Below are 26,497 nucleotides of genomic sequence, written 5' to 3' on the forward strand. Positions count from 1 at the left end.
TCCTGGAGTCTGCTCGCGTTTCTTGCGAACCCGCTAAGGCTTAGGCCACTGTGCCGCAATCCTTAGATCTTGGGGGCAGAACCGCTGACCTGCATCCCGAAGCGTCCGCGAACGCTGAACTCCACCCCGCGAAACGGGGCCTGACCGGCAATTACAGAACGTTCACCGGATCGGTGGGCGGGTACGCCGGCGGCGTCGTGGTGGACAGCGGCAGGCCGGACTCGCCGCGGTTGTGCAGCAGCTGGAAGGGATCCAGGATGTCCCAGGCCGTGGTGATGGCCCATGTCTGCAAGTCCAGCGCCTGCTGCTCGAGGTTCACCAGATCGGCAATCTCGTTGTATGCGTAGTACACAATCGCGACCGGCGCGAGGGTGACGATCAGGTTGTTGACGATGCGCTGCGAGGCGGCCTTGTCCCCAGCCAGCGCGGCCTTAAGGTTCGCGCCGATATTGGAGAACGGCACCACGATATTGACCCACGGGATCATCTGGCTCACGCGGTAGCCGGCCTCGAAGATTTCGCGGGGCACCGGCTTGAAGAAGTCGGGGAAGGCGTTGACGACGGCCTGCTCCAGGTCCCAGATGGGCCCCGGCATGTCGTTGGGCGCCGGCTCCGGCGGCATCGGGCGCAGCGGGTTGGGACTCCACGGCACCGAGACGGTGTCCGAGGCGACGACGGAGGACTGCGAGGCCTGCGACGACGGCGTCTCGGTGGTGACGGTGTCGGTGGTGGCTGCGGCCGTGCGGGCACTGCGGCCGGTCGACAGATTCTTGAGTCGGTCGACCTGCACCGATACGGTCGTCGTCGGTGTGCTGAGGCTCGACGCGGCGGCGGCCTGGACCTTGCTGACCCCGCCCGTGGCGTCATCGGCTGTGCTGCTCGGCTTGGTGTGCACGCGGGCCGCGTGCGCGGTTGACTTCTTCGGCCCGGCATCGGCCTGTGAGGCGGCGCTGGTCGAATCAGACTTGCCGGTTTCCGCGCTGGCGGTGCCCTGACCGCCTGCGGCGATCGCCGCTCCCACGCCTACTGCGACGGCCACGCCGCCGACATAGCCGATGTACCTGCTGCTACCCATTGACGCCGACCCCTTCGTAGACCAATCGAATACTAAGGGGTCGGGCAGGTCAGAACCAGTCCGGGCGCATGTCGAGGGTAGTGCGGTCCAGGCTCGCGAGCAGCTGGATCTGCGGGGTGGTGCGCGGCAGCTCGTAGCGGAAGAAGTACCGGGCAGCCTGGCGCTTGCCCTCGTAGAAGTCGCCCGGGTGCCCGTTGGTGGCCACGAACTGCTCCAGCCACATCCACGCGATCACGATGTGGCCGAAGGCCTCGAGATAGACGGCGCTGTTAGCCATCGCCGCCTCGATGTCGCCGGAGGCGAACATCGCCATCGTCACGTCGACCAGCCGCTGCCACGACGCGTCGAGGGCGGCGGCCAGCTCAGCGGCCTCACCGCCGAGACCCGTCGCTGCCGCGACCGACTGGCCGATCACCGCGCCAAGTGCAGTAAGACTGGCCCCGCCCCGCTGAGTGACCTTGCGGCCCAACAGATCCAGGCTCTGAATGCCATGGGTGCCTTCATGGATGGGGTTGAGGCGGTTGTCCCGGTAGTGCTGCTCGACGTCGTACTCACGGGTGTAGCCGTAACCACCGAGCACCTGAATGGCGAGGCTGTTGGCCTCCACGCACCACTGCGACGGCCAGCTCTTGGCGATCGGGGTGAGAATGTCGAGCAGCAGAGCGGCCGAGTCGCGCTCTTCGTCGGACTCCGCGCTGTCCTGCCAGTCGACCAGCCGGCCGCAGTACAGCGCCAGCGCGAGCGCACCTTCGGCATAAGACTTCTGCGCCAACAACATTCGCTTGACGTCGGCATGCTCGACGATCGGCACCTGAGGGGCGCCGGGGTCCTTGCTGGTGATCGGACGGCCCTGGGGACGCTCCCGTGCGTACTGCAGGGATTTGAGGTAGCCGGTGTAGCCCAACGCGACTGCGCCCATGCCTACCCCGAGCCGTGCCTCGTTCATCATGTGGAACATGTAGACGATGCCGCGGTGCGCTTCGCCGACCAGGTAGCCGACGGCGCCGTTGAAGTTCAGCACCGTGTTGGTGATGCCGCGCTGGCCCATTTTGTGGTTCAGACCCGAGATGGCGACGTCGTTGCGCGCACCGACCGACCCGTCGGCCTCGACGAGGAACTTCGGCACGATGAACAGCGAGATGCCCTTGGTGCCAGGCGGTCCGCCAGGAATCTTGGCCAGCACCAGATGCACGATGTTCTCCGACATCTCGTGCTCGGCGCCCGAGATCCACATCTTGGATCCGAACAGCCGGTAGGTGCCGTCGTCCTGCGGTTCGGCGCGGGTGACGATGTCGGCCAGCGACGACCCGGCCTGGGGTTCGGATAGCGCCATCGTGCCGGTGAAACGGCCGGCCAGCATCGGCTTGACGAACGTGTCGATCTGGTCGGGGCTGCCGAACTTCACCAGCAGGTTGGCGTTGGCGATGGTCAGCATCAGGTAGCCGGCGGTGCTGATGTTGGCCGCGGTGAACCAGGCGAACCCGGCCTGGGCCACGGTCGCGGGCAGCTGCGCCCCGCCCAGTTCCTGATCCATGCCCATGCTGAGCAGATCGGCGGCCGCGAACGCGTCGATGGCCTCCTTGACCTCCGGGATCACGGTGACCGTGGTGCCGTCGAACGTCGGCTCGTTCTGGTCGCTCTTCTTGTTGTGCGGCGCGAAGTACCGGGTGGCCAGGTCCTCGCAGAGATCCAGCACGTCGGAGAACGTCTCCCGGGAGTGCTCGGCGAAGCGTGCGCGCTTGGTCAGCGCGTCGGCGGCCAGCCACTCGAAGAGCAGGAAATCCAGGTCGCGGCGGGAGAGAATCGTCGACTTCATCAGCTGATCACGTTACGCGGCACCGGGCGCGACTCGGGCGAATCGGCTCGACACACCGTCCGCGCGGCACTGTTCCTCAGCTTGTCCCACCGTCGCATCCGCCCTGATCAGAGGTGTCTGTCCGGGTTGCTGGGGCCGGTGCCGGTAATTAGCGCAGGCGTCGAAGAGGCCCCAGATGCGCCGACACGAGCAGATCGCCCTTAAGGTTTTAGCGTGTCTGATATTGATCGCCGCAGTCTGATGGCCATGGCCGGTTTCGGTGCGATTGCTGCCGCGCTGCCCATGCCGGCGGCCGGTGCCAGCCCCGCTCGACCGGACGCGCCGGCACCCAACGCCACCACCCCCGCGTACCTGTTCCACGACGAGTTCGACGGCCCGGCCGGCTCGGCCCCCGACCCGTCGAAGTGGAACATCGCCCAGGCCCGCGAGTTGATCAAGAACCCGGTGTTCTGGGACCGGCCCGAGAACATGGGCCAGTACCGCGACGACCGCGAGCACGTGTTCCTCGACGGCAAGTCCAACCTGGTCATCCGCGCGACCCGCGGCGCCGACAACAAGTACGTCTCCGGCAAAGTGCTCGGCACGTGGTGGGGCGGAATCGGCACCACCTGGGAAGCTCGCATCAAGTTCAATTGCCTGACCGCGGGCGCCTGGCCCGCCTGGTGGTTGATGAACGACAACCCGGACGTCGGCGGCGAGATCGACCTGGCTGAGTGGTACGGCAATGGCGACTGGCCCTCGGGCACGACAGTGCACGCCCGCCTGGACGGCACGTCGTTTGCGACGACCCCGGTCGGCATCGACTCCAACTGGCACACCTGGCGAGTGACCTGGAACGACTCCGGGATGTACTTCTGGCAGGACTACGTCGACGGCAAGGAGCCGTACTTCACGGTGCCGGCCTACTCCCTGGACGATTGGCCGTTCAACTTCCCCGACTACCGGGTGTTCCCGGTGCTCAACCTTGCGGTCGGCGGCTCCGGCGGCCGCGATCCACGGCCAGGGCACTACCCGGCCGACATGCTCGTCGACTACGTGCGGGTCTGGTAGCCCGCGTCAGACGCTGAGCTCGCGTCGGTCGACGCCCTGGCTCAACAGGTTCAGCTGAACTGCGAACCGTTGCGCGGCCCGGCGGGTGGTCCGCGAGTACGGCTGCCACCGGTCGATGGCGGTGCCGTCATGTTCGATGGTGAGGTGGATCCGGTGGTTGTGATGACGTCGCACCGGTGAGCCGGTCTCCTCGATGTCGACGCGCAGGCCGGCCAGCGGAATCCGGCGGGCATTGTCGTGATAGCCCATCACCAACTGCTGGTGGGTGATGCGCAATCCGGCCCAGGTGGTCACCACACCGTCGGCCCGATCACGCAACTTCTGGGCCACCTGGGCGGAGACGGCGCCGACCATCGCGACGAGGATCGGGACCGCGACGATCGCAAAGGCGATGAAGCCTGGACTGTGGTGAATACCCATGACAACCCCCCGCTCTGAGAATGTCTGTTGGCCGAACATTAGAACGCCGATGCGGGGTCTGCCACAGGTACAGAAATACTCGCTCGAGGAGGGTCGAATCCGTTGTCGTGCGGTCAATCTCGGCCAAACCTGAGATGGCGATCGCAGTTATTCGCGGTATTCTTCAACGCACGCGCTTTGCCTTGGCTTTGTGCAGGTGCTGTCGATTTCAGCAACCTTTTGCGCGCCGGCAATTCTGACGGTCCAAGGCTGGCGCCCTAAGGGGCCGAGTTATAGCTTAGTATGACTAACTCATCATGAGTGCTCCGACGATCGACCCCCAGATCCGCGCTGACGAGGCGCGTCGAAGCGGCGTCGCCAAGTGGATCCGGGTGCTCGCCGTCCCGATCATCTTGGGCTGGATCGGGCTGATCGTGGCGCTGAACGTGATGGTGCCGCAACTGGACGATGTCGCCAAGATGCGGGCGATCTCGATGTCGCCGAAGGAAGCGCCGTCCATCGTCGCGATGACCCGCGTCGGCAAGGTGTTCGAGGAGTCCGACTCCGACAGCTCGGCGATGATCGTCCTCGAGGGTGACCAGCCGCTGGGCGACGATGCCCACAAGTTCTACGACGAGCTCGTGGCCAAGTTGCGGGCCGACACCACCCACGTCCAGCACATCCAGGATTTCTGGGGCGACCCGCTGACCCGGGTCGGCGCCCAGAGCGGGGACGGCAAGGCGGTCTACGTCCAGGTGAACCTGGCCGGGAACATGGGCGAGCCGCTGAGCAACGATTCGGTCGAGGCTGTCCAGAAGATCGTCGCGAACATGACCCCGCCGCCGGGAGTGAAGGTCTTCGTGACCGGCGGGCCCGCGCTGCAGGCTGACCAACAGCACGTCGGTGAGAAGAGTCTGCGGGTCATCGAATTCGCCACCGTCGGCGTCATCATCTTCATGCTGTTGTTCTTCTACCGATCGATCCTCACCACCCTCATGGTTCTGGTGATGCTGATCCTCGGGCTGTCGGTGACGCGCGGTGTGGTCGCGTTCCTCGGCTATCACGAGCTGATCGGCTTGTCGCCGTTCGCAACTCAGCTATTGGTGACGTTGGCGATCGCTGCGTCCACCGACTACGCGATCTTCCTGATCGGGCGCTATCAAGAAGCACGTACGGTCGGCGAAGACAGAGAATCTGCCTACTACACGATGTTCCGGGGCACCGCCCATGTGGTGCTGGCGTCCGGTTTGACGATCGCCGGCGCGACGTTCTGCCTGGTGTTTACGCGGCTGCCCTACTTCCAGACTCTCGGCGTTCCGATGGCAGTCGGAATGGTGGTGGCCGTCCTGGTCGCGCTGACTCTGGGCCCGGCGATGATCACCGTCGTCAGCCGATTCGGCATGCTCGAACCCAAGCGGGCCATGCGAATCCGGTTCTGGCGGAAGCTGGCGGCCGTCGTCGTGCGCTGGCCGGGCTGGGTGCTGTTCCTGACCATCATGGTCGCGCTCGTCGGTCTGATCATGCTGCCGGGCTACCAGCCCAGCTACAACGACCGCAAGTATCTGCCCGACAGCCTGCCGGCCAACGAGGGATTCGCCGCTGCCGAACGGCACTTCCCGATCGCCCGGCTCAATCCGGAGATCCTGATGATCGAGACCGATCAGGATCTGCGGAACTCGGCCGACTTCCTGGTGATCGAGAAGGTCGCCAAAGCGGTTGCCAGGGTTCCCGGTATCGGGCGGGTGCAGTCGATCACCCGGCCCGACGGAAAACCGTTGAAGTACAGCACGATCCCGGCACAGCTCGGCATGGGCGGCACCATGCAGACGATGAATCGTTCGTACCTGAACGACCGGATGGCCGACATGATCGTGCAGGGCAACATCATGCAGGACACCATCAACAACATGACCCAGATGATCGGGTTGATGGAGCAGATGAGCGGCACCATGCACAACATGGTCACCCAGACCGACCAGATGGCCGCTGACATTCTCGAATTGCGGGACCACATCGCCGATTTCGACGATTTCCTCCGGCCGATCCGCAACTACCTGTACTGGGAACCGCACTGCTTCGACATTCCGCTGTGCTGGTCTATTCGTTCGACCTTCGACAGCCTTGACGGTGTCGACACCATGGCCGACGACATTCAGGCACTTCTGCCCGACATGCACAAGCTCGACGAGTTGATGCCGCAGATGGCCGCGATGATGGTTCCGACGGTCGAGAGCATGAAGCGGATGCGGATCATGATGCTGACCATGCAGGCCACGCAGGCCGGCCAGCAGGATCAGCAGGCGGCGATGGACCAGAACTCCACGGCAATGGGCAAGGCGTTCAACGACTCCCACAACGACGACACGTTCTACCTGCCGCCGGAGATCTTCGACAACGCCGAGTTCAAGCGCGGCATGAAGAACTTCATCTCCCCGAACGGCCACGCCGTGCGGTTCATCATCTCCCACGAGGATGATCCGCTGTCCGCAGGCGGCATCAACCGGATCGATGACATCAAATCCGCCGTCTTCGAGGCCATCAAGGGAACGCCGTTGGAGGGTTCCAAGGTGTACCTCGGCGGCACCGCGTCGGCGTTCAAGGATCTCGAACTCGGCAACGCCTACGACTTGATGATCGCCGGTGTGGCCGCGCTGACGCTGATCTTCATCATCATGCTGTTGATCACCCGCGCCATCGTGGCAGCGGCCGTGATCGTCGGAACCGTGGCGCTGTCGCTGGGCGCGTCCTTCGGTATGTCGATCCTGCTCTGGCAGCACATCCTGGGCATAGACCTGCAGTTCATGGTGATGGCTATGGCGGTCATCATCCTGTTGGCAGTGGGTGCGGACTACAACCTGCTGCTGGTGGCGCGCATGAAAGAAGAGCTACCGGCGGGCATCAACACCGGCATCATCCGGGCCATGGGCGGCAGTGGGTCCGTCGTGACCGCGGCCGGGTTGGTCTTCGCGTTCACGATGATGGCGATGTCGGTCAGTTCCATGGTGGTGGTCGCCCAGATCGGTACGACGATCGGCATGGGTCTGCTGTTCGACACGTTGGTGGTGCGGGCGTTCATGACCCCGGCAATCGCTGCGCTGCTCGGCCGCTGGTTCTGGTGGCCGCAACTGGTGCGCCAGCGGCCGGCCCAGATGGGTGAGCTCGTTCGGTAATCCGGCGTCGTCCGCGCTGCTGTGCTTGACTCAGTGCCCATGTCGGCACGTTTCACATCGGTGGTGCTGCCCATGACGGCAGTGGCGGCACTGGCCGCCATGGCCGTCAGCGTGGTCGTGTCGAGCCCGGCCTCGCCGTCCACCGGTGAAAAGTGTTCCACCTTCGAGGTTTTCGACCCCAAGACGGGGATCTGCATGCCCGGGCTTCCGCCGGACATCGTCGCCGAAACCACCGCGCCCGGCGGCGGTCTGCCGGTGGTCGACGGCATCCCGTGCACGGGGCAGAACTCCTATGAGTGCATCGGCCTGGCCGAGCAGGGACTGGGCACCGGCCCGACACCGAGTGCCAGTTCGACATTGTCGGAGAATCCGGGTTCCTCGGTAGCGGTGACGGCACCGGCGGTCACGCCGCCCGCGTAAGTGCCGGGCCTGATAATGCGAAACGCATGGCCGTGGGCGTAGCTAGATAATTCTGACACTTTGCTGTTATTGGTTCGTGATCAGTTATTGTGTTTCGCGTGGGGCGTCACCAATTTGCCAAGAAGCGGCGGAGACCAGCAATGGTCCTCGCTGCCATCGGCGTCCCCATAGCCCTGTCCCTGGTAGTCGGCGGGGATGTTCAACCCCTGGCTACGCAGCAGAAGAGCGCGCCGGCGGTCGTCGAGTCGGCGCCGTGCTGCCTGCAACTTGTGTCCGCGGTGGCGAGTTCGTCGATGGCGGCGATTCCCGGGGACGCGGTCAATGTGAGTTTCGCTGCGAGCCGGCCGACGGCAGCGTCGCGATGGCGAGTCGATACCCGATCGCGGGTCTTGCCCGTCGGGTTGGCGCCCGAACGAGGTCTGCAGGTCAGGACCATCCTGGTCGAGCGCGCCATCAGTGCCGAGTTCCCGCAGATCCGCAGCATGGGCGGGGTGCGCCCGGATGCGCTGCGCTGGCATCCCGAAGGGCTGGCGGTCGACGTCATGATCCCGAATCCGGGCAGTGCCGAGGGCATTGCGCTCGGTAACGCGATCGTGTCGTTCGTGTTCAAGAACGCCCAGCGGTTCGGGATCCAGGACGCGATCTGGCGCGGCGTCTACTACACCCCCAACGGACCGTCAGGTTTCGGATACGGCCACTACGACCACGTGCATGTCACCACGACCGGCGGCGGATACCCGACCGGTGGCGAGGTCTACTACCGCTGAGCGGTTCGGCCCTTGAGATCGACGCCGTAGGGCCAGAAGCGGTAGGCCACCAGAATCGGCACGATGGCCCACGGCAGGTTGGCCGGCAGGTAGACGCCCAGGTGCGGGGGACTGTCCGGCCCCAGGAACGTCTGCATGAAGTAGAAGTACATGTTCATCACGGCGCTGACCGAATAGACCAGAGCCAGGATGCCGAACCAGGGCCACTGCTTGAGCTTCCACAGGCCGATGGTGAGCACGATGAGCAGCGGCAGCTGCACGAAGGCGTCGTAGAGCAGCGAGGCCTGCAATGTCGGCGGCATGACCAGATGCTGTGGCTCCTGCTCGACGGCCCAGGTGTGCAGCGCCCGCAGCACCGGCCAGGGGCTGTCCGGGGTGCGCGGTACACCGATTGCCTCGGGCAGGCTCAGCAAGACGGCGTTGATGATGCCGAGGATGAAGGCCGGCAACAGCAGGTAGTCGATTGGGCGCCGAACAAGCCGAGGTGACGTCGTAGTCATCGCGTCAATGTAGTCACGGCGTCGATAAACGCGGCGCCGGTAGCGGGACAAAGCGCAGCCAAGAACTGGTGCCGCTGAACTCCCAGTGCGGCGGGACGAGGGAGAGCTGTTGTACGCGCCCATGAGCAAGCTAAGCGGGCGCGTTAGTCCGACTTAGGTCGATAAGTCGGACTTTGGTGCGCGTTAGTCCGAGTTATGAGAGCGACCATTTGTACGAGCTAACGCCCTCTAGCGGGAAGACTTGCACCATGTTCGGTGAACTGACCCAGCCACAAATCGAGGAGCTGCTGAGCTCCGAGGTCATCGCGCGGATCGGCTGCCTCGGCGATGGTCGGGTCTACGTAGTACCGGTGACTTACGTCTACGACGGAACCTACGTGTGGGGACACGCCATGGACGGCGCGAAGCTGCGGGCGATGCGAGCCGAACCCCAGGTCTGCGTCGAAGTCGAGAAGGTCGAGGACCTGTCCAACTGGCGCAGCGTCATCGCCTGGGGAACCTTCGAGGAATGTCAGGGCGCAGACTGGGACGCGGGGATGGCCCTGCTGGTGGAGCGCATCATGCCGCTGCTGACGTTTCCCCCACACTCGCCGCCGCCCGATCTGTCGGGACTTCGGCGCGGATCGGTATACCGAATCAGGTTGGACCGAAAAACAGGCCGTTTCGAGAAGGTCAGCAGTACCTGACTGGGGAACAGGACTCGTCGTCATACCCAAGAGGGGATCGACTCTGGTATCACCCGTTGACCGTTCGTAGGATTTCAGGTGCCACAAACATCCGGTCCTGGCGTCGGCCAGTGATCTCCGTCAGAATGCCTTGCTCTATCAATTTGCCAACCGCCTGATTCGCCGCTTGAAAGGACTTGTCGAGCAGGTGCTTCACAGTGGGAACGTCGATCACCGGGTATCCGATGAGTACTTCTGCGATCTCTACTGGCGACCCGCGCATCCCCTTCGCTCGCAAATCGGCAACCATTCGGTCGCGTATCGCCAAGAGAGTTTGGATCTGTGTAAGCCCCTCGCGGGCTTGGACTTCCACAGCTTCCGCGAACAATTCGACCCATGGACTGAAGTCCCCCGAGAGTGTGACGTTGAGCAGGCCGTCTTGATACAGCTTCCTCCGCGATTCAAACCAGGGTGCGATGTTCAATACAGGCCAACGAAGTTCGCCCGTTTGCATGATCTGAAGCAATGAGATGAGGCGACCGAGTCGGCCATTGCCATCTCCGAACGGATGAAGCGTTTCAAACTGGTAGTGGGCGATTGCCATTTTCGCGACAATTAGCAGATCGGACTTCTGGTTGATCCAGTCTTCCCACGTGGCTACCCCAACGATGAGGTGGTCTCCGGCGGGGCACGGGACGAAACGAGCTTCATGGATCGGACGATCTTCAGCACCAATGGCAACCTCGTGTGGGCGGAGGTCTCCAGCGTCGGCCGTGTCGCCCTTGGTGCGGCGAACGATGACCCGCTGAAGCTCCCCGAGGAAGCTCCGCGTGATTCGCCGTTCAGTTATGTTCTGAACGGCAAGCTCTGACGCCTCCACGTAGTTGCGGATCTCGCGCTGTTCGTAGGACATCTGACTGTCTCGCAGGAAGTCGGCCTCAAGAACTTCCTGGAAGGTTGCGTAGGTGCCTTCCAGTGCGGACGTACTGGCGGCCTCGCGGCGGATGATTGGGCGTACCAATATCTCGGGTCTTGGTAGCTGAGCGACGGCCTCATCAAGTCTTGCGATGGCCATGGCGGCCCTTGCGGCGGAAGCCGTGGCGCTCGGCGAGAGGTTAGGAACTTCTGGGAGCGGGTCCGGTAGATACGCCCAGTACCTCCACTCTTCCATCGTGCGGGGATCCACTCCACCGATTGGCACAAGGGTTCCGATGGGCGAGTGGCCCACGGCGTCTACGTCCATATGTTCAACTTTACGCCGGTTAGGTTGAACGTACTGGCCCACGTTCAACATAGGTAGACGCATGAGGTCCAAGTTCAACTTGTTAGCTCATTTAGTTGAATTACACCTCTGTTGGTTCAACCTTCTTGCGAGTTCTGAGGCCCATGCAGGCGGGACCCCCACCGGCGATAGTGCCGGTAGATGCGCTGGCGCGACTTTAAACCGCGTTGTGACAGTGCGTGACACCGACTTGGTGTGATCGAACAGCATCAGTGCTGCTCAATCGTGGAGCCGATGACGGGAATCGAACCCGCGTATTCAGCTTGGGAAGCTGATGTTCTGCCATTGAACTACATCGGCATGTGCTGCTGACGAAGGATAGCAAGACCTGTCAGGGCAGGGACTCGTTGACGTAGGTGCAGTCCTCTTCGAGGGTGTCGAGCATGTCGGGGATGCTGACGTTGAGCCGGCGCAGGGCTCTGAACGCGAGGTTCTGGGTGTTGCGTGGTCCCAGGTCGGTGTCGAACGAGGCGCTGCGGTAGTCGCTGATCTCGTCGTCGAGGTCGCTCAGCCGCTTGCAGTCGAAGCCCTTCTTCGCCGCAGTGAACTCCTCGACGAGCCGGTTGTACCGGTCGGAGAAGCCCTTCATGTCGGCGGCCATCTGAGCGCGGTCGAAGTTCTCCGGGTGCTGGGCGGGCTTCTCGATCCACGCGTTGTGCAGGATGGAGAACCGGCCGACACCGGGCACCCGCTCGGCTTCCGGCGCCCCGGCATAGAAGTGCACCTCCACCGGCAAGCCGTAGAAGTGGATCCGCCCTTCCTGCCGCTGCTCGATGTTGCTGCTGAGCAACGCCATTGTCGCCGAAAGTTGCTGTGCAGCAACACCATCAGCGTGGACATGCACATGCACGTCGAAGTCCGACGCATCGTTGTACTCGTAGGAGGCGATGCTGCCGACCAGCGCGACGTCGTCGACCGTGAGGCCGTCGACACCGCTGTCGCGCACCAGGCGATCGACCATCGCCAGGGTCGCCGTGCGCACCTGCGGCCGCAACTGCTCACCGTCCCAGATGTGCGGTTCCAGCTCGGTGTTGAACGTCGTGACGGCGGTGATCGCCTTGTCGATCGCCGCCGACGAGTTGTCCGCCAGCGGTGCCGAGGGCACTCGGTCCGCATCGTGTCCGCACGCAGTTCCGCCCACCGCCACCGCAGCCGTGATCCCCACGCACAACGCCAACCTTGCGGCCCTTTTCACCTCACCACCCCGTTACGCTCGTCGCGTGCTGCTCTCAGATCGTGACATCCGCGCCGCCATCGCCGACGGGCGACTCGGCATCGACCCGTTCGACGACGCCCTGGTTCAGCCGTCGAGCGTGGACGTTCGGCTGGACGGCCTGTTTCGGGTGTTCAACAACACCCGCTACACCCACATCGACCCCGCCAAGCAGCAAGACGAGCTGACCAGTCTTGTCGAGCCTGCCGCCGGCGAGCCGTTCGTGCTGCATCCCGGCGAGTTCGTTCTGGGCTCGACCCTGGAGTGCTGCAGCCTGCCCGACGACCTCGCCGGCCGCCTGGAAGGCAAGTCCTCACTGGGCCGGCTTGGCCTGCTGACGCACTCCACCGCAGGGTTCATCGACCCCGGCTTCTCCGGGCACATCACCCTCGAACTGTCCAACGTCGCCAACCTGCCGATCACCTTGTGGCCCGGCATGAAAATCGGCCAGCTGTGCCTGCTGCGGCTGACCAGCCCCGCCGAACATCCCTACGGCAGCGCGTCGGTCGGTTCGAAGTACCAGGGCCAACGTGGGCCCACGCCGTCGCGCTCGTATCAGAACTTCATCCAGTCGCCGGTGGGCGAGTAACCTCGGAACTCCAGGGTCAGCTGCGCCCCGCCAGCTAAGCCGATTGGCTGTAACACCGCCCCTACCTGCGGCGATGAAACTTTAGGTCGACCGGCTAACGCCGGGGGAGCGCGGTAGCGGGTCGGGAACCAGCTAGCAAACAACCTTGGAGGGTTCGTGGACATCGTGCTTGGTGTGTCGATGACACCAACAACGGTCCGCATGGTGCTGGTCGAAGGGGCGAAGGGCGACGGTGTGACCGTCGACCACGACACCTTCGACATCACCACCGACGACGGCACGGCAACCACAGCGGCCGAACAGGTGATCGCCGCAATCCTCGGCACCCGGGAGAGCGCCGAGGAGGGCGGCCACCGCCTGATCGCCACCGGCGTCACGTGGACCGACTACGTCGGCGCCGCCGAACTGCGCGAAGCCCTGGCGGCCCGCAAGATCGACGACGTCCTGCTGATCTCGGAGCTTCACGCCGCCGGGACGCTGGCCCAGGCGGTCGGACAGGCCGTCGGCTACGAGCGAACCGCCCTGATGTTCCTCGAGCGCGACACCGCCACCTTGTCCGTCGTCGAGACCGCGACCGGAGCCATCGTCAAGGTCGAAAGCCAGAGCCTGCACGCCCCCGACGCGGTGGCCGAACTGGCCCGCATGGTCACCGGACTGGAATCGGCCGCCGAGCCCCCACAGGGCCTGTTCATCATCGGTTCCGGAGTCGACGTCGCCGCGGTCAAGTCGCAGATCGCACTGGGCACCACCCTGCCCGTGCACGCCCCCGACGAAGCCGAGTTGGCGCTGGCCCGCGGCGCCGCGCTGGCCTCGGCAGCAGCTCCCCGCTACGAGGCCTCGACCGTGGGCCTAGCCCATGCCCCCGACCGCGACGGCACCACCGCCGGCGCCGCCTACTCCGCAGGTGCCGACACCGAGATGGCCGCCGGGGCTACCCAACTGGCTGCTGCCGGATACATGGCGCCCCTGGGCTACAGCGAGGTGCCCGACGGTGACCTCGGAGACCTCGGCTACGACGCGGTGCCCGCCGACATCGCCGAGATCGATGCCGTCGACGACATCGCCGAAGAACCCGGCCGCAAGCCCTTCCTGCTGGTCGGCAGCGCACTCACCTCAGTCTTCGTGGTCGGCGTCGTCGCTCTGGTGATCTCCCTGGCGGTCAGCATCCGCCCCACCGTGGACCAGCGTCCCAGCCCCGGTGAGAGCGTGATCGTCCCGAGCAGCCAGGCGCCGGTCTCGGCCGCCCCGGAAGCCCAGCAGCCGGCACCGGCTCCGCCGTCGGCCGCCGAGACCATCCAGGAACCGGTTCAGGTGGTGCAGCAGGCTCCGCGGACCGTGTTCGTGACCCCCGCACCGAAGGCTCCCGCTCCGGCGCCTGCCGCTCCGGCCCCGGCTCCGGAAGCCCCCGCCCCCGCTCCGGCTGCCCCGGCCCCCGCGCCGGTCGTCGAGGCTCCCGCACCGATCATCGCCCCGCCCGTAGTGATCCTGCCGCCGCTCCTGCCGCCGTTCCTGCGGCCACGGGCCCCGCAGTACCCCCAGTACCCGCAGTATCCGTCGAACCCGCCGACCTACACGCCAACACCGACCTACACCCCGACGCCGACCTACACCCCGACGCCGACCTACACGCCGTCACCGACCTACACGCCCACCCCGACCTACACCCAGCCGCCCACGTACACGCCGCTGCCGACCTACACCCCGGCACCCACCTACAGCCCGCCCACCGCTGAGGCACCCGCCCCGGCCGCCGGGTCCGGTTCCGGGGGTTATGGCTCCGGCTCGGGAGGTTCCGGCAGTTCTGGCGGTTCCGGCAGCTCCGGTTCGGACTCCGGCGGCGGTTCGCACGGCGGCAGCGGCCGCGGCTCCGGCGGCGGCTCGCAGGGCCCGATGTGGCCGCTGTGGCCCAACTTCGGCCAGTGAGGCCCGAGTTCACCAGGCGTTAGCCTCACGGCTGGTGTCGCGATGCAGTTAGCTCATCGCCGCAGCCTATTCAGGCAGTATGCGATGCACTGTGTTTGGCACGGGCTACCTGGGGGCGACGCACGCCGCCGGCATGGCCGCACTGGGACACGAGGTCGTCGGAGTCGACATCGACCCCGGGAAGATCGCGAAGCTCTCCGCCGGTGATATCCCGTTCTACGAGCCGGGACTGGCAAAGGTATTGCAGGACAACCTCTCTGCTGGACGTCTGCAGTTCACCACCGATTACGAGCTGGCCGCCGATTTCGCCGACGTGCACTTCCTGGGGGTCGGAACGCCGCAGAAGAAGGGCGAGTACGGCGCGGATTTGCGTCACGTCAATGCAGTGATCGACGAGTTGGTGCCCCGGCTGACGCGCCCGTCGGTCATCGTGGGCAAGTCCACTGTGCCCGTGGGCACCGCCGCCGATCTGGTGCGTCGCGCGCAATCGTTGACCCGCGACGGCGTGGACGTCGAGATCGCATGGAACCCGGAGTTCCTGCGCGAAGGATTCGCCGTGCAGGACACCCTGCACCCGGACCGGATTGTCGTTGGAGTGCAACAGGATTCGCGACGTGCGGAGGCCGCGTTGCGTGAACTCTACGCTCCGCTGCTCGCCGATGACGTGCCGTTCCTGCTCACCGACCTGCAGACCGCCGAACTGGTGAAAGTGTCGGCCAACGCCTTTCTGGCCACCAAGATCTCCTTCATCAACGCGATCTCGGAGGTCTGCGAGGCCGCCGGCGCCGACGTCCGCGTGCTCGCCGATGCGCTCGGCTACGACCCGCGCATCGGCCGCCGATTCCTCAACGCCGGTCTGGGCTTCGGCGGCGGTTGCCTACCGAAAGACATCCGTGCGTTCATGGCCCGCGCCGGCGAACTGGGCGCCAACCACGCCCTGACCTTCCTGCGTGAGGTCGACAGCATCAACATGCGCCGTCGCACCCGCATGGTGGAACTGACCACCACGGCGTGCGGCGGGTCGCTGCTGGGCGCCAACATCGCCGTCCTGGGTGCGGCGTTCAAGCCCGAATCCGACGATGTGCGCGACAGCCCGGCCCTCAACGTGGCCGGCATGCTCCAACTCAACGGTGCCACGGTCAACGTCTACGACCCCAAGGCGATGGAGAACTCTCAGCGGCTGTTCCCGACGCTGAACTACTCGACGTCGGCGCTGGAGGCCTGCGATCGCGCCGACGCGGTGCTGGTGTTGACCGAGTGGCAGGAGTTCCTCGACCTCGAGCCGCAGGCGCTGGCCACGACGGTGCGGGCCAGAGTCGTCGTCGACGGCCGCAACTGCCTCGACAGCCGCCGCTGGGCAGACGCCGGCTGGCGGGTTTATGCGTTGGGCCGGCCACCGGCCCACGAACATGGCTGACCCTGCCAGTATCCGGGGTCTGGTTCTTTACAATCACCTTGCCGTGCCAAGTTTTGGCAGGTGATCGCGCGCCGCCCGACCAGGCGGTCGTCTGGGGGAGGTGGCGTGCTCAGGACCGCACATGTTGCCACCGCCGCTGTCGTCGTCTTCGTCGCGTTCGCGGCGTGGATCCTCAGCGGTGTCTCGCAGGGGACGGCGCTCAGCGCCGTCGACGACATCGTCTTCGTGGTGTTGGCGATTCCCGCCATCACCCTTGCCGCGATGGCCGCCCGATCGACCCACGGCCGGCTCCGGATGGCGTGGATTGCGATGGCGATTGGCCTGTTGGGCTGGGCGCTCGGCGACAGCATCTGGACGTACTACGAACTCGTAGTGAACGGGGCCCCGTTTCCGTCGATTGCCGATGCGGCATACCTGGTCATGCCCGTCGCATTCTGTGTGGCCCTGCTGCTGTTCCCGGCCGAGGACAGTGCCCGCTTCCGAGGCCGCATGCTCCTCGACGGTCTGATTGTGGCGGGCTCGCTGTTTCTCGCCAGTTGGGTCACCATCCTCAACCCGCTGTACCAGGCCGGCGGCGACGACACTCTGGCGTTCGTCATCTCACTGGCCTATCCGATATCGGATGTGGTCATCCTGACGATCGCCGCGATTGCGGCTATCAGAGCGGCCCCCGAACAGCGCCTGGTGCTCGGTCTGATCACCGCGGCGATGGCCTGTATTGCGCTGTCGGACAGTGCATTCGCCTATCTTTCGGCCAAGGCGGAATACAGCAGCGGAAGCGTGATCGACATCGGATGGGTCGCGGGACTACTGCTCATCACGGTGGCGGCGGCCGCAGGGCGGGAAACGCCGCACCACAAGGACGGTGCGTTGTCGCTGCCGGGATGGGCGTCGATCTGGTTCCCCTATGCGCCGCTGTTGCTGGCCGGCGTCGTCGCCGCAGCGGAGCCACCCGAGATGTTCCAGACTCCGTTGGTGGAGATCGTCGGAGCGTTGGTGGTGGCGACGGTCCTGGCCAGGCAGTTCCTCGCCGTCAGTGACAACCGTCGGCTGTTGAAGGTGGTCGCCGAGCAGGCGCTGCGTGATCCGCTGACCGGGCTGGGCAATCGAGCGATGTTCTCCGAGCGACTCAACCAGGCGATGCAGCAGCGCGCACGCGAGCAAGCCGCGGTCGGTCTGATCGCGCTGGACCTCAACGACTTCAAGCTCGTCAACGATGCGATGGGTCATCCGGCCGGTGACGAGCTGCTCAACCGGGTCGGGGAGAGAGTCCTGGGGTGCGTGCGCAACAGCGACACGGTGGCCCGCCTCGGCGGCGACGAGTTCGTGGTGTTGGTCGAAGGCGAGGCCAATGTCGCTGACCACATCGCCCGCCGGGTCGTGGAGTCCTTCGACAAGCCGTTCGTCATCGAGAACCGCGAGGTGTTCATCCGCCCCAGCGTCGGGCTGGCGGTCGCCGACATCGACCAGCCCGCGCTGACGGCCGAGGATCTGCTGAAGCAGGCAGACGTGGCCATGTACGCGGCCAAGAAGTCTCGGACGGCCGCGGTACAGAGGTTCGGACCCGAGATGCCGGCTACCGCAAGCCTGGACGACGGTCTGTTCAACCGGCTGGGAGCGATGTCCGTCGGATCCGAGCACGGCGGAACTCCGCTGTTGGCCGAACTGCGCCAGGCCATCGATCAGTTCGAACTCACGCTGCTCTATCAGCCCAAGTTCGACGTGCGCACCTCGCGGATTGTGGGGGTCGAGGCCCTGGTGCGCTGGCCGCACCCCGAGCGGGGGCTGCTGGGTCCCGACGAGTTCCTCCCGCTGGTCCGGCGGCACGGGTTGATGGGATCCATCACCGATCTGGTGATCAACATGGCCCTCGACGAGGCAGTCCGGTTCCAGCGCGTCGCGACCTCCCTGCCGGTGGCGGTCAACGTGTCGGCGCCGTTGTTCGCCGATCCGCACCTGCCTGCCCGGATCGCCCGCGCACTGGCCGACCGCGACCTCAGTGCGTCGGTACTGTGCCTGGAGATCACCGAGGACCTTCTGCTGGGCAATATGGAGAAGACGCAGACGGTGTTGGAAGAGTTGCGCCGCAACGGAATACGCATCGCGATCGACGACTTCGGAAGCGGCTATTCCACGTTGTCCTACCTGTGCGAGCTGCCCGTCGACGAAGTGAAGCTGGACCGCAAGCTGGTGGCATCCGTGGTCGAGGACGCCCGAGTGGCCACGGTGGTGCGACACGTCGTCGACCTCGCCCACGAACTGGGCCTGATCACCGTCGCCGAAGGAGTCGAGGACGCCGAGGCGGCGGCCCGTGTTGCCGCGCTGGGCTGTGACGTGGTGCAGGGTTTCTATTTCAGCCCCCCGCTCGCACCCGCGGCTCTTGTGGACCTCCTGCAGTCCTGTCTGCGAGATCATTCGGCCGCCGAAAACTCGAACGCACACCTCTGACGTAGGTTGCCGGTATGCACATAGCCGAGGAGCTGATCAGAGAGAACGCGGCCTTCACCGAACTCGTCTGCGAGGCAGACCTGTCGATTCCGGTGCCGACCTGCCCGGACTGGACGCTGGGGCAGCTGATGCGCCATGTCGGGCGCGGTGATCGCTGGAGCGCGAGGATCGTGGCCGAACAGGCGATGGACGTCATCGACCCGCGTACCGTCGCCGACGGCAAGCCGCCGGAAGGCCGGGATGCTGAGCTGGCATGGCTGCACCAGGGGCCGCAGCTGCTCCTGGAGGCAGTCGACCAGACCGGGATGGACACCCAGGTGTGGACCTTCCTCGGCCCGCGTCCGGCGAAGTGGTGGATTCGGCGCCGTCTGCACGAAACCGCCGTGCATCGCGCCGACGCCGCACTGGCGTTGGGTGCCGGGTACTACCTCGACCCCGCGCTGGCTGCCGACGGCATCAGCGAATATCTCGAGCGGGTCGTGGTCCGCGCCGACCAGGAAGGTCCGGCCGCGGGCGACCGGCCGCTGTTCGAGGGACAGTCGCTGCACCTGCACGCCACCGACCCCGGACTGGGCGAGGACGGCGAGTGGACCATCCTGGGCCGCCCGGACGGAATTGCCGTCGACCACGAGCACGGTAAGGCCACCACCGCGCTGCGCGGGCCCGCCCGCGACCTGCTCCTGGCCGTGGTACGCCGCGGTGCTGTCGCCGACCTGGACATCGAGATGTTCGGTGATGCGCAGCTCTGGGAGACCTGGTTGGCCCGCACGCCGTTCTGAGCCGGTAACTTGAGCGCTCATGAGCACTTCGGAGATCGCCACCGTTCTCGCCTGGCATGACGCACTGAACTCCGCGGACCTCGACACCCTGGTGTCGCTGTCCAGCGACGACATCGAGATCGGTGACGCCACCGGCGCCGCCCAGGGTCATGCCGCATTACGGGCGTGGGCGCAGCGCACCACCGCGGCTATCGAGGTCGGCCAGATCTACTACCACGACGGCGTCGTCGTCGTCGAAGAGCAACTGACGTCGAAAACCGACCCCGCCGAGACCGCCACCGCCGCCTCGGCGTTCCGGGTTGTGCACGACCACGTCACCTCGGCGTTCCGCCACGACACCCTGGCCGCCGCGCTGGAGGCCACCGAACTGACCGACGAAGACCTCCAGGTGTGACCGGCGAGGCGGTGCTCGGCCCGAATCCGCGATGAGTTCGCCGCGCTGAGCGGGTCAGTACTTCCGAGACCGATAGGAGGTATGTCCCATGGCCATTGACCACGTGCTGGCCGTAATCCCGGTGAGCGACGTCGACACGAGCGCCCCGTGGTACGCCGATCTGTTCGGCAGGCCAGCCGATAACAACCCCATGCCGACGCTCGTCGAGTGGCAGGTACGTCCCGGTGCCTGGGTGCAGGTGTTCAGTGAACCGGGCAAGGCGGGCAACGGCCTGCTCAACCTCGCCGTCGGCGATCTCGAGACACACCTGGCCGAACTGCGCGGCCGCGGCCTCGAGCCCGGCAGTGTGCTCGAGGCCAACAAGGGTGTGCGGCTATCGAAGCTGATCGACCCCGACGGCAACGAGATCACCATCATCGGGGGCTTTCGCGTCGAGTACTGAACCCCTGCTCACGGCAGGCTGTGGCGGTGACCTTCCGCAGCTGGCGCAGCGGGAGTGGCCAGGATCGCGGCGATCCCCGTGGTCAACGGCACGGCCAGCGCCAGGGCGATACCGCCCACCGCCGAGCGTGCGATCTCGATGGCCACGCTCTCACTGGTCAGCACGTCACCCAGTGACCGGTTGGCCACGCTGAACAGCAACAGCAGCGACAGCGAGCTACCGGCATAGGCCAGCACCAGGGTGTAGACCGTGCTGGCGATGTGGTCGCTGCCAATTCGCATGGCGCGCAGGAAGATCTGGCGGCGCGACCCATGGCCGAGGTGTGCCAGTTCGAAGACGGCGGAGGCCTGGGTGATAGTGACGTCGTTGAGCACGCCCAACGATCCGATGATGAATCCGGCCAGCAGCAGTCCCTTGATCGACACCTGGCCCATGGACGCGGCCACCACGTTGTTCTGGTCTTCGGACAACCCGGTCAGATGCACGAATTCGATTGCACCCCAGGACAGCACGGCGGAAAACAGCATCGCCGTCAGGGTGCCGAGCAGCGCCGCGCTGGTGCGCAGACTCACGCCGTGCGCCAGGTACAGCGCCGCGTAGAGAATCGCCGCCGAGGCGACCAGTGCCACCGGGACCGCCGGTGACCCGTCGCGCAGGGCGGGCAGCATGAAGATCACCAGCACCAGGAAGGCGACGACGATTCCGATCATTGCCCGCAACCCTCGCCAGCGGGCCACCGCGACGATGACGATCGCGAACGCCGCCGCCAGTGCGATCAGCGGCCAGGTGCGCTCGTAGTCGTAGAAACCGTAGCTGGTGGCGCCTTGCTGGTCGACCTGGCGGAAGATGCGAATGTTGTCTCCGGCCAACAAGTTCGGCTGGCCGGGTCCTTGGGAGAACTCCAACATGGTGGTGGCACCACGGTTCGGGCCGGTGTCGATCGAGACGATGTTCTGCACGCAGCTTCCGCTGCCGGGCAAGCCGGGAGCCGGTGTGGTGGTGAGCACCTGACCCGCTGACGTACTTCCGCAGTCGGCCAGGCCGGTCGAGACCACCCGGCCACCCTCGGTGGTGACGGCGCCGCCCGCGGCGTTCTGGAACGGCAGCGGGATGTCGACCTTCGCGTTGCTCGGCCACAGCAGGGCCGCGCCGATGACCACCGCCAAGCCGATAACCGCCAGTGCGATCGCCACGATCCTGGCCGCAAGGGGACTCAGCGGAGCTGGGCCGGTGTGCGAATGCGAGTGTGAGTGCGTCACTCGCACAGGGTAGATGTGTCGGGGCGGACCGTTACTGGCGGTAGCTGGCCAGGAAGTTGCCCAGGCGTTCGATGGCGTTGGACAGATCCCGCGACCAGGGCAGCGTCACGATCCGTAGATGGTCGGGTGCGGGCCAGTTGAACCCGGTGCCCTGGGTGACCAGGATCTTTTCCTGCAGCAGCAGGTCGAGCACCAGCTTCTCGTCGTCGACGATGTCGTGCACTTCGGGATCGAGGCGGGGGAACACATACAGCGCACCCTCGGGCTTCACACAGGAAACGCCGGGGATCTCGTTGAGTTTGGTCCAGGCCAGGTCGCGCTGCTCGAGCAGCCTGCCGCCGGGCAGAACCAGATCCTCGATGCTCTGGTGTCCGCCGAGGGCCACCTGAATGGCATGCTGCGCAGGCACATTCGGGCACAGGCGCATATTGGCGAGCAGGCTGATGCCCTCGATGAAACTGGTGGCGTGATCGGTGGGACCGGTGATCACCAGCCAGCCGGACCGGTAGCCGGCGACCCGGTAGGCCTTGGACAGGCCATTGAACGTCAAACACAGCTGGTCGGGTGCGACCGTCGCCAGCGGGATGTGCCGGGCGTCGTCGTAGAGGATCTTGTCGTAGATCTCGTCGGCCAGCAGCAGCAGCTGGTGTTTGCGGGCCAGCTCGGCCATCTGGGCCAGCACCTCACGGCTGTACACCGCGCCGGTGGGGTTGTTCGGGTTGATGACGACCAGCGCCTTGGTGCGGTCGGTGATCTTGGATTCCAGATCAGCCAGATCGGGCTGCCAGCCGTTGGTCTCGTCGCACAGGTAGTGCACCGGGGTGCCGCCGGCCAGTGAGGCCGACGCCGTCCACAGCGGGTAGTCCGGCGCCGGGATGAGCACCTGGTCGCCGTTGTCCAGCAGCGCCTGCAAGGTCATCGTGATCAGTTCGGAGACGCCATTGCCCAGGAACACCGAGTCGACGTCGAACCGGGGGAACCCGTCGACCAACTCGTAGCGGGTGACCACCGCGCGCCGGGCGCTCGGGATGCCCTTGGAGTCCGAGTAGCCCTGCGCGGTGGGCAGCGCCTGGATCATGTCGCGCATGATCACGTCGGGTGCCTCGAAACCGAACGGGGCGGGATTGCCGATGTTGAGTTTGAGGATGCGGTGACCCTCGGACTCCAGGCGTGCGGCGTGATCGTGTACCGGGCCGCGGATCTCGTAGAGAACGTCCTGCAGCTTGGTCGACTGCGCGAACGTGCGCTGCCGCGGATGCTGCGTGCCGTGCCACGGCAGCTGGTGAGTGCTCACGTGAAGAATTGTCCCATCTCGGTGCAAACCGATTTGCCGACGGCCGCGACGACGATTTTGCTGTGCCTACGTAACTGTTCGTCATCGGTTGGGCGGCATCCCGGACACAACCGGGCCTTGGGCCGCTTCTTGCCGAATTCCCTGCGGGAAGGCTGCTAATTTGCTGAGTCGAGTAGGAGGCGCAGAAATGAAACAACACATCACTGCTGCACTGGCGGCGGCGTTCGTCGCGGCGGCCACGGCGGCCGTCGTCCCGGTGGCCTTCAGCGCCCCGGCCAATGCCAACCCGTCACCGCTGAGCGGTACCTACGCCATCGTCGGCGGCGCCGACGGTGCTCAGGTCTCGGCGACGACGAACTGCGTCACACTCACCGACGGCTGCACGGCGAATCTCGTCAGCACCGTCGGCTGGACCAGCGTGGCCACCCTGACCGGCGGCCGCTGGAACTTCACCGTCACCAAACCCGACGGAGTCGTCTGCGCCGACGGCAGTTACGCGCCGGTGTCGATCGCCTACACGGTCGACGCCGCCACCCTCGCGGGTGTGCTGACCACCGACTCCAACGGCGAGTGCCCGGGCGGGCAGATCACCCAGGCCGCCTTCCAGATGCAGAAGATCGGCTAGGGCGAGCTCAGCGCTTCTTGCCCGGCGGCCGTGCACCCCGGGCGATGCCGAGTCCCTTGACCTCGACCTCCGGGGCGGATTCGGCGGCCGGTTCAGGTGCGGTCTCCGCAGCGGGTGCGGCCGCAGGCGCCTCTTCAGCTGGTGTGGGCGAGGCAGGTGCTGCCGCCGGAGCCTTCTTGGCACCCGGTCGACGCGCGCCGGCAGCGATGCCGAGCCCCTTGACGGGGGCCGCCGGTGCCGCCGGTGCCCCAGCGGCCGGGGCGGGAGCCTCAGCCTTCGGCGCTTCCGCGGCAGGAGCCGCTTCGGTCGCCGGTGCCGCCGCCTTCTTGGCACCCGGGCGCTTGGCGCCGGATGCGATGCCCAGGCCCTTCACGGGCGCGGCTGCAGCTGCCGGAGCTTCGGCAGCGGGCGCTTCGGCCGCGGGTGCGGCCTCGGCAGCGGGTGCGGCAGCTTTCTTGGCGCCGGGGCGCTTGGCCCCACCAGCGATACCCAGACCCTTGACCGGTGCGGCCTCCTTGGCCGGTGCCGCCGGCGCGGCAGCCGCGGCGGGCTCGGCAGGTGCTGCAGCGACCGGGGCGGGCTCGGCCTTGGGCGCGGGCGGCGCCTCGACCGGTGCGGCTGCAGCGGCCGCCTTGGCGGCGGCCCCCTTCGCCGGCAGCGTGACCGTGCTCAGGTCCAGCGTGCCGAGCAGCAGCTGAGCGACGTCGAGCACCTCGACCTCGTCGGCCTTCTCCCGATCGCCGACACCGTCGGTGATCATGACGCGGCAGAACGGGCAGCCGGTGGCGATCTTGGCGGGATCCAGCGCCAGCGCCTCGTCGACACGCTCGTGGTTGACGCGCTTGCCGATGTGCTCTTCCATCCACATCCGCGCGCCGCCCGCACCGCAGCACAGGCCACGGTCAGCGTGGCGTGGCATCTCGGTCAGCTGCGCGCCGGAGGCACCGATGAGTTCACGCGGAGCGTCGTAGACCTTGTTGTGCCGGCCCAGGTAGCAGGGGTCGTGGTAGGTGACGTTGGCACCGCCCTCGACGGGCTTGACCGGGACCAGCTTCTTGTCGCGGATCAGGCGGTTGAGCAGCTGGGTGTGGTGCACCACGCTGTAGCTGCCGCCGACCTGCGGGTACTCCCGGCCCAGCGTGTTGAAGCAGTGCGGGCAGGTGACGACGACCTTGCGGTCCACCTGCTCGACGCCCTCGAACAGACCGTTGAGGGTTTCGACGTTCTGCGAGGCCAGCTGCTGGAACAGGAACTCGTTGCCCGAGCGGCGGGCCGAGTCGCCATTGCAGGTCTCGCCGTCGCCGAGGACCAGGAACTTGACCCCGGCCGCGGACAGCAGCTCGGCGACCGCCTTGGTGGTCTTCTTGGCACGGTCTTCGTAGGCGCCGGCGCAGCCGACCCAGAACAGGTACTCGAAGCCGGCGAAGGAGTCGACGTCCTTGCCGTAGACAGGCACGTCGAAGTCGACTTCGTCGATCCAGGCGAGGCGTTCCTTGGCGTTCTGGCCCCAGGGGTTGCCCTTGCTCTCCAGGTTCTTGTAGAGCACGCCGAGTTCGGTGGGGAACTCCGACTCCATCATCACCTGGTAGCGGCGCATGTCGACGATGTGGTCGATGTGCTCGATGTCCACCGGGCACTGCTCGACACAGGCACCGCAGGTGGTGCATGACCACAGCACGTCGGGGTCGATCACACCGAGCTGCTCGGCGGTGCCGACCAGCGGGCGGGTTGCCTGTGCCGGGCCGGAGCCCAGCACGCGCTCGAAGCCAGACTCGGGAACGTGATCGTGTGCGTCGTGCTTGGTCTCGACGAAGCCGCCCTCGGCGGAGGCGAACTGTTCGGCTTCGTTCTCACCGCTCGGCATCGGCTTGCCGCCGATGATGTAGGGCGCCTTGGCGAACAGGTGATCGCGCAGGTTCATGATGACGAGCTTGGGAGACAACGGCTTTCCGGTGTTCCACGCCGGGCACTGCGACTGGCAGCGGCCACACTCGGTACAGGTGGTGAAGTCGAGGTAGCCCTTCCAGGTGAAGTCCTCGATCTTGCCGCGGCCGAGCACGGCGTCCTCGGCGGGATCCTCGAAGTTGACCGGCTCACCCTTGTACTCGACGGGCAGCAGCGGCCCCAGGCCGTTGGGTAGACGCTTGAAGGTGACGTTGATCGGCGCGAGGCCGATGTGCAGGTGCTTGGAGTGCAGCACGATCAGCAGGAAGGCGAGCATGACGCCGATGTGGCCCATCAGCGCGATGGTTTCGATCCACTCGTTTGCGGTGTGGCCCAGCGGCTCCAGCAGCTTGGCCAGACCATGCGAGAAGAAGGCGCCCCAGCCGTAGGGGAACGCATCGCCGAGAACGTTCACCGAGGCGGCGCGGAAGATGGCGTAGGTCAGGATGACCAGGAAGATCATGAACAGGATCAGCCAGGCGCCGCCGGTGTGCGAGCCGTAGAAGCGCGACGAGCGGCCGTACTCCTTGGGCTCGGAGCGCAACCGGATGATCGTGAAGGTGATGATGCCGAGCAGCACGGCGACAGCGAAGAAGTCCTGCAGGAAGCCCAGCGCGTTCCATCGGCCGACGATCGGGATGTGGAACTCCGGGTTGAACAGAACGCCGTAGGCCTCGAGGTACACGGTGGCGAGAATGAAGAAGCCCCACATCGTGAAGAAGTGGGCGATACCGGGGATCGACCACTTCAGCAGCTTCTTCTGCCCGAAGACCTCGGTGAACTGAGCTTTGATCCGAGCGGGGATGTCGTCTTTGCGCCCGGCCTCGTCACCGACGGGCTGACCCGACCGGATGAGCTTGGTCAAGAACTGCACACGGCGCGCGGCAAACACCAGCACCACGGCGGTGGCCAGCAGTCCGATCACCAGTCTGCCCCAGTCGAGACCGCTCACGGGTTGCCTCCCTGTTGTAAGTTACTCAGCGGTAACTTGATCCAAGTTACCGACCAGTAACTTGACTCCACTCC

At 65.8% G+C, this 26,497-nt stretch carries 22 protein-coding genes and 1 tRNA gene; 13 read left to right on the top strand and 10 right to left on the bottom strand.

Features of this window, described 5'->3' with window-relative positions:
* Positions 1–151 precede the first annotated feature (151 nt).
* Positions 152–1,075, bottom strand: a complete 924-nt coding sequence (locus OG976_RS15650; RefSeq protein ID WP_328350363.1) for a hypothetical protein — start codon at positions 1,073–1,075, stop codon at positions 152–154.
* Positions 1,076–1,124: 49 nt separating this feature from the next.
* Positions 1,125–2,891 carry an acyl-CoA dehydrogenase gene (locus tag OG976_RS15655; protein WP_328350365.1) on the bottom strand — a complete coding sequence of 589 codons (1,767 nt, stop codon included), beginning with the start codon at positions 2,889–2,891 and terminating at the stop codon, positions 1,125–1,127.
* A gap of 222 nt (positions 2,892–3,113) precedes the next feature.
* Here OG976_RS15655 and OG976_RS15660 point away from each other — a divergent pair, with 222 nt between their 5' ends.
* A complete protein-coding gene (locus OG976_RS15660) occupies positions 3,114–3,941 on the top strand; it encodes a glycoside hydrolase family 16 protein (protein WP_328363626.1) in 828 nt (275 codons plus the stop codon).
* A 6-nt stretch (positions 3,942–3,947) separates the two neighbouring features.
* On the opposite strand, the gene OG976_RS15665 is transcribed toward OG976_RS15660, so the two are convergent.
* Positions 3,948–4,361, bottom strand: coding sequence for a hypothetical protein (locus OG976_RS15665; protein ID WP_328350367.1), 414 nt, complete (start codon positions 4,359–4,361; stop codon positions 3,948–3,950).
* Positions 4,362–4,657: 296 nt separating this feature from the next.
* Between OG976_RS15665 and OG976_RS15670 the strand changes: the two genes are divergently transcribed.
* The 3 genes from OG976_RS15670 to OG976_RS15680 all read left to right on the top strand — a co-directional run bounded on the left by OG976_RS15670 (position 4,658) and on the right by OG976_RS15680 (position 8,697).
* Complete coding sequence (locus OG976_RS15670; protein WP_328350369.1) at positions 4,658–7,510, top strand: MMPL/RND family transporter; 2,853 nt, start codon at positions 4,658–4,660, stop codon at positions 7,508–7,510.
* Positions 7,511–7,549: 39 nt separating this feature from the next.
* Positions 7,550–7,930 (top strand): intersectin-EH binding protein Ibp1, encoded by a 381-nt coding sequence (locus tag OG976_RS15675; RefSeq protein ID WP_328350371.1) that lies wholly within the window; start codon positions 7,550–7,552, stop codon positions 7,928–7,930.
* Positions 7,931–8,028: 98 nt separating this feature from the next.
* The gene (locus OG976_RS15680; protein ID WP_328350373.1) at positions 8,029–8,697 is read left to right on the top strand and encodes a hypothetical protein; all 669 of its coding nucleotides are present in this window, start codon (positions 8,029–8,031) and stop codon (positions 8,695–8,697) included.
* On the opposite strand, the gene OG976_RS15685 is transcribed toward OG976_RS15680, so the two are convergent.
* Positions 8,688–9,197 carry an EXPERA domain-containing protein gene (locus OG976_RS15685; protein WP_328350375.1) on the bottom strand — a complete coding sequence of 170 codons (510 nt, stop codon included), beginning with the start codon at positions 9,195–9,197 and terminating at the stop codon, positions 8,688–8,690. The genes OG976_RS15680 and OG976_RS15685 overlap by 10 nt on opposite strands.
* A 248-nt stretch (positions 9,198–9,445) precedes the next feature.
* Between OG976_RS15685 and OG976_RS15690 the strand changes: the two genes are divergently transcribed.
* Positions 9,446–9,883: a pyridoxamine 5'-phosphate oxidase family protein gene (locus OG976_RS15690; protein WP_328350376.1), complete on the top strand. Its 438-nt coding sequence runs from the start codon at positions 9,446–9,448 to the stop codon at positions 9,881–9,883.
* Between the two features lie 49 nt (positions 9,884–9,932).
* Here the strand turns inward: OG976_RS15690 and OG976_RS15695 are convergent, their stop codons facing one another.
* The 3 genes from OG976_RS15695 to OG976_RS15705 form a co-directional block, all read right to left on the bottom strand.
* Positions 9,933–11,105, bottom strand: a complete 1,173-nt coding sequence (locus OG976_RS15695) for a Fic family protein (RefSeq protein WP_328350378.1) — start codon at positions 11,103–11,105, stop codon at positions 9,933–9,935.
* 265 nt (positions 11,106–11,370) lie between these two features.
* Positions 11,371–11,444: transfer RNA gene (locus OG976_RS15700), tRNA-Gly, on the bottom strand.
* A gap of 31 nt (positions 11,445–11,475) precedes the next feature.
* The gene (locus OG976_RS15705; RefSeq protein WP_328350380.1) at positions 11,476–12,309 is read right to left on the bottom strand and encodes a hypothetical protein; all 834 of its coding nucleotides are present in this window, start codon (positions 12,307–12,309) and stop codon (positions 11,476–11,478) included.
* 55 nt (positions 12,310–12,364) lie between these two features.
* On the opposite strand from OG976_RS15705, the gene dcd reads away from it, so the two are divergent.
* From dcd to OG976_RS15740, 7 genes are all read left to right on the top strand, one after another.
* On the top strand, positions 12,365–12,946 hold the full coding sequence (gene dcd / locus OG976_RS15710) for a dCTP deaminase (RefSeq protein WP_328350382.1): 582 nt from the start codon (positions 12,365–12,367) through the stop codon (positions 12,944–12,946).
* A 156-nt stretch (positions 12,947–13,102) separates the two neighbouring features.
* Entirely contained in the window at positions 13,103–14,869 is a 1,767-nt protein-coding gene (locus OG976_RS15715; RefSeq protein WP_328350384.1) for a DUF7159 family protein, read from the top strand.
* 79 nt (positions 14,870–14,948) lie between these two features.
* A complete protein-coding gene (locus OG976_RS15720; protein WP_328350386.1) occupies positions 14,949–16,286 on the top strand; it encodes a UDP-glucose dehydrogenase family protein in 1,338 nt (445 codons plus the stop codon).
* 105 nt (positions 16,287–16,391) lie between these two features.
* Positions 16,392–18,734 carry a putative bifunctional diguanylate cyclase/phosphodiesterase gene (locus tag OG976_RS15725; protein WP_328350388.1) on the top strand — a complete coding sequence of 781 codons (2,343 nt, stop codon included), beginning with the start codon at positions 16,392–16,394 and terminating at the stop codon, positions 18,732–18,734.
* A 14-nt stretch (positions 18,735–18,748) separates the two neighbouring features.
* Positions 18,749–19,513, top strand: coding sequence for a maleylpyruvate isomerase family mycothiol-dependent enzyme (locus OG976_RS15730; RefSeq protein ID WP_328350390.1), 765 nt, complete (start codon positions 18,749–18,751; stop codon positions 19,511–19,513).
* A 19-nt stretch (positions 19,514–19,532) separates the two neighbouring features.
* Entirely contained in the window at positions 19,533–19,907 is a 375-nt protein-coding gene (locus OG976_RS15735; RefSeq protein ID WP_328350392.1) for a nuclear transport factor 2 family protein, read from the top strand.
* A gap of 88 nt (positions 19,908–19,995) precedes the next feature.
* Entirely contained in the window at positions 19,996–20,349 is a 354-nt protein-coding gene (locus OG976_RS15740; RefSeq protein ID WP_328350394.1) for a VOC family protein, read from the top strand.
* An 8-nt stretch (positions 20,350–20,357) separates the two neighbouring features.
* Here the strand turns inward: OG976_RS15740 and OG976_RS15745 are convergent, their stop codons facing one another.
* Both OG976_RS15745 and OG976_RS15750 read right to left on the bottom strand, forming a co-directional pair.
* Positions 20,358–21,608, bottom strand: a complete 1,251-nt coding sequence (locus tag OG976_RS15745) for a YibE/F family protein (RefSeq protein WP_328350396.1) — start codon at positions 21,606–21,608, stop codon at positions 20,358–20,360.
* A 31-nt stretch (positions 21,609–21,639) separates the two neighbouring features.
* Positions 21,640–22,929 carry a pyridoxal phosphate-dependent aminotransferase gene (locus OG976_RS15750; RefSeq protein ID WP_328350398.1) on the bottom strand — a complete coding sequence of 430 codons (1,290 nt, stop codon included), beginning with the start codon at positions 22,927–22,929 and terminating at the stop codon, positions 21,640–21,642.
* A 160-nt stretch (positions 22,930–23,089) separates the two neighbouring features.
* Between OG976_RS15750 and OG976_RS15755 the strand changes: the two genes are divergently transcribed.
* Complete coding sequence (locus OG976_RS15755) at positions 23,090–23,527, top strand: hypothetical protein (protein ID WP_328350400.1); 438 nt, start codon at positions 23,090–23,092, stop codon at positions 23,525–23,527.
* A 7-nt stretch (positions 23,528–23,534) separates the two neighbouring features.
* Here OG976_RS15755 and OG976_RS15760 read toward each other — a convergent pair whose 3' ends face one another.
* Positions 23,535–26,423: a (Fe-S)-binding protein gene (locus OG976_RS15760; protein WP_328350402.1), complete on the bottom strand. Its 2,889-nt coding sequence runs from the start codon at positions 26,421–26,423 to the stop codon at positions 23,535–23,537.
* Positions 26,424–26,497: the final 74 nt, after the last annotated feature.

Source organism: Mycobacterium sp. NBC_00419, assembly GCF_036023875.1.
GTDB lineage: Bacteria > Actinomycetota > Actinomycetes > Mycobacteriales > Mycobacteriaceae > Mycobacterium.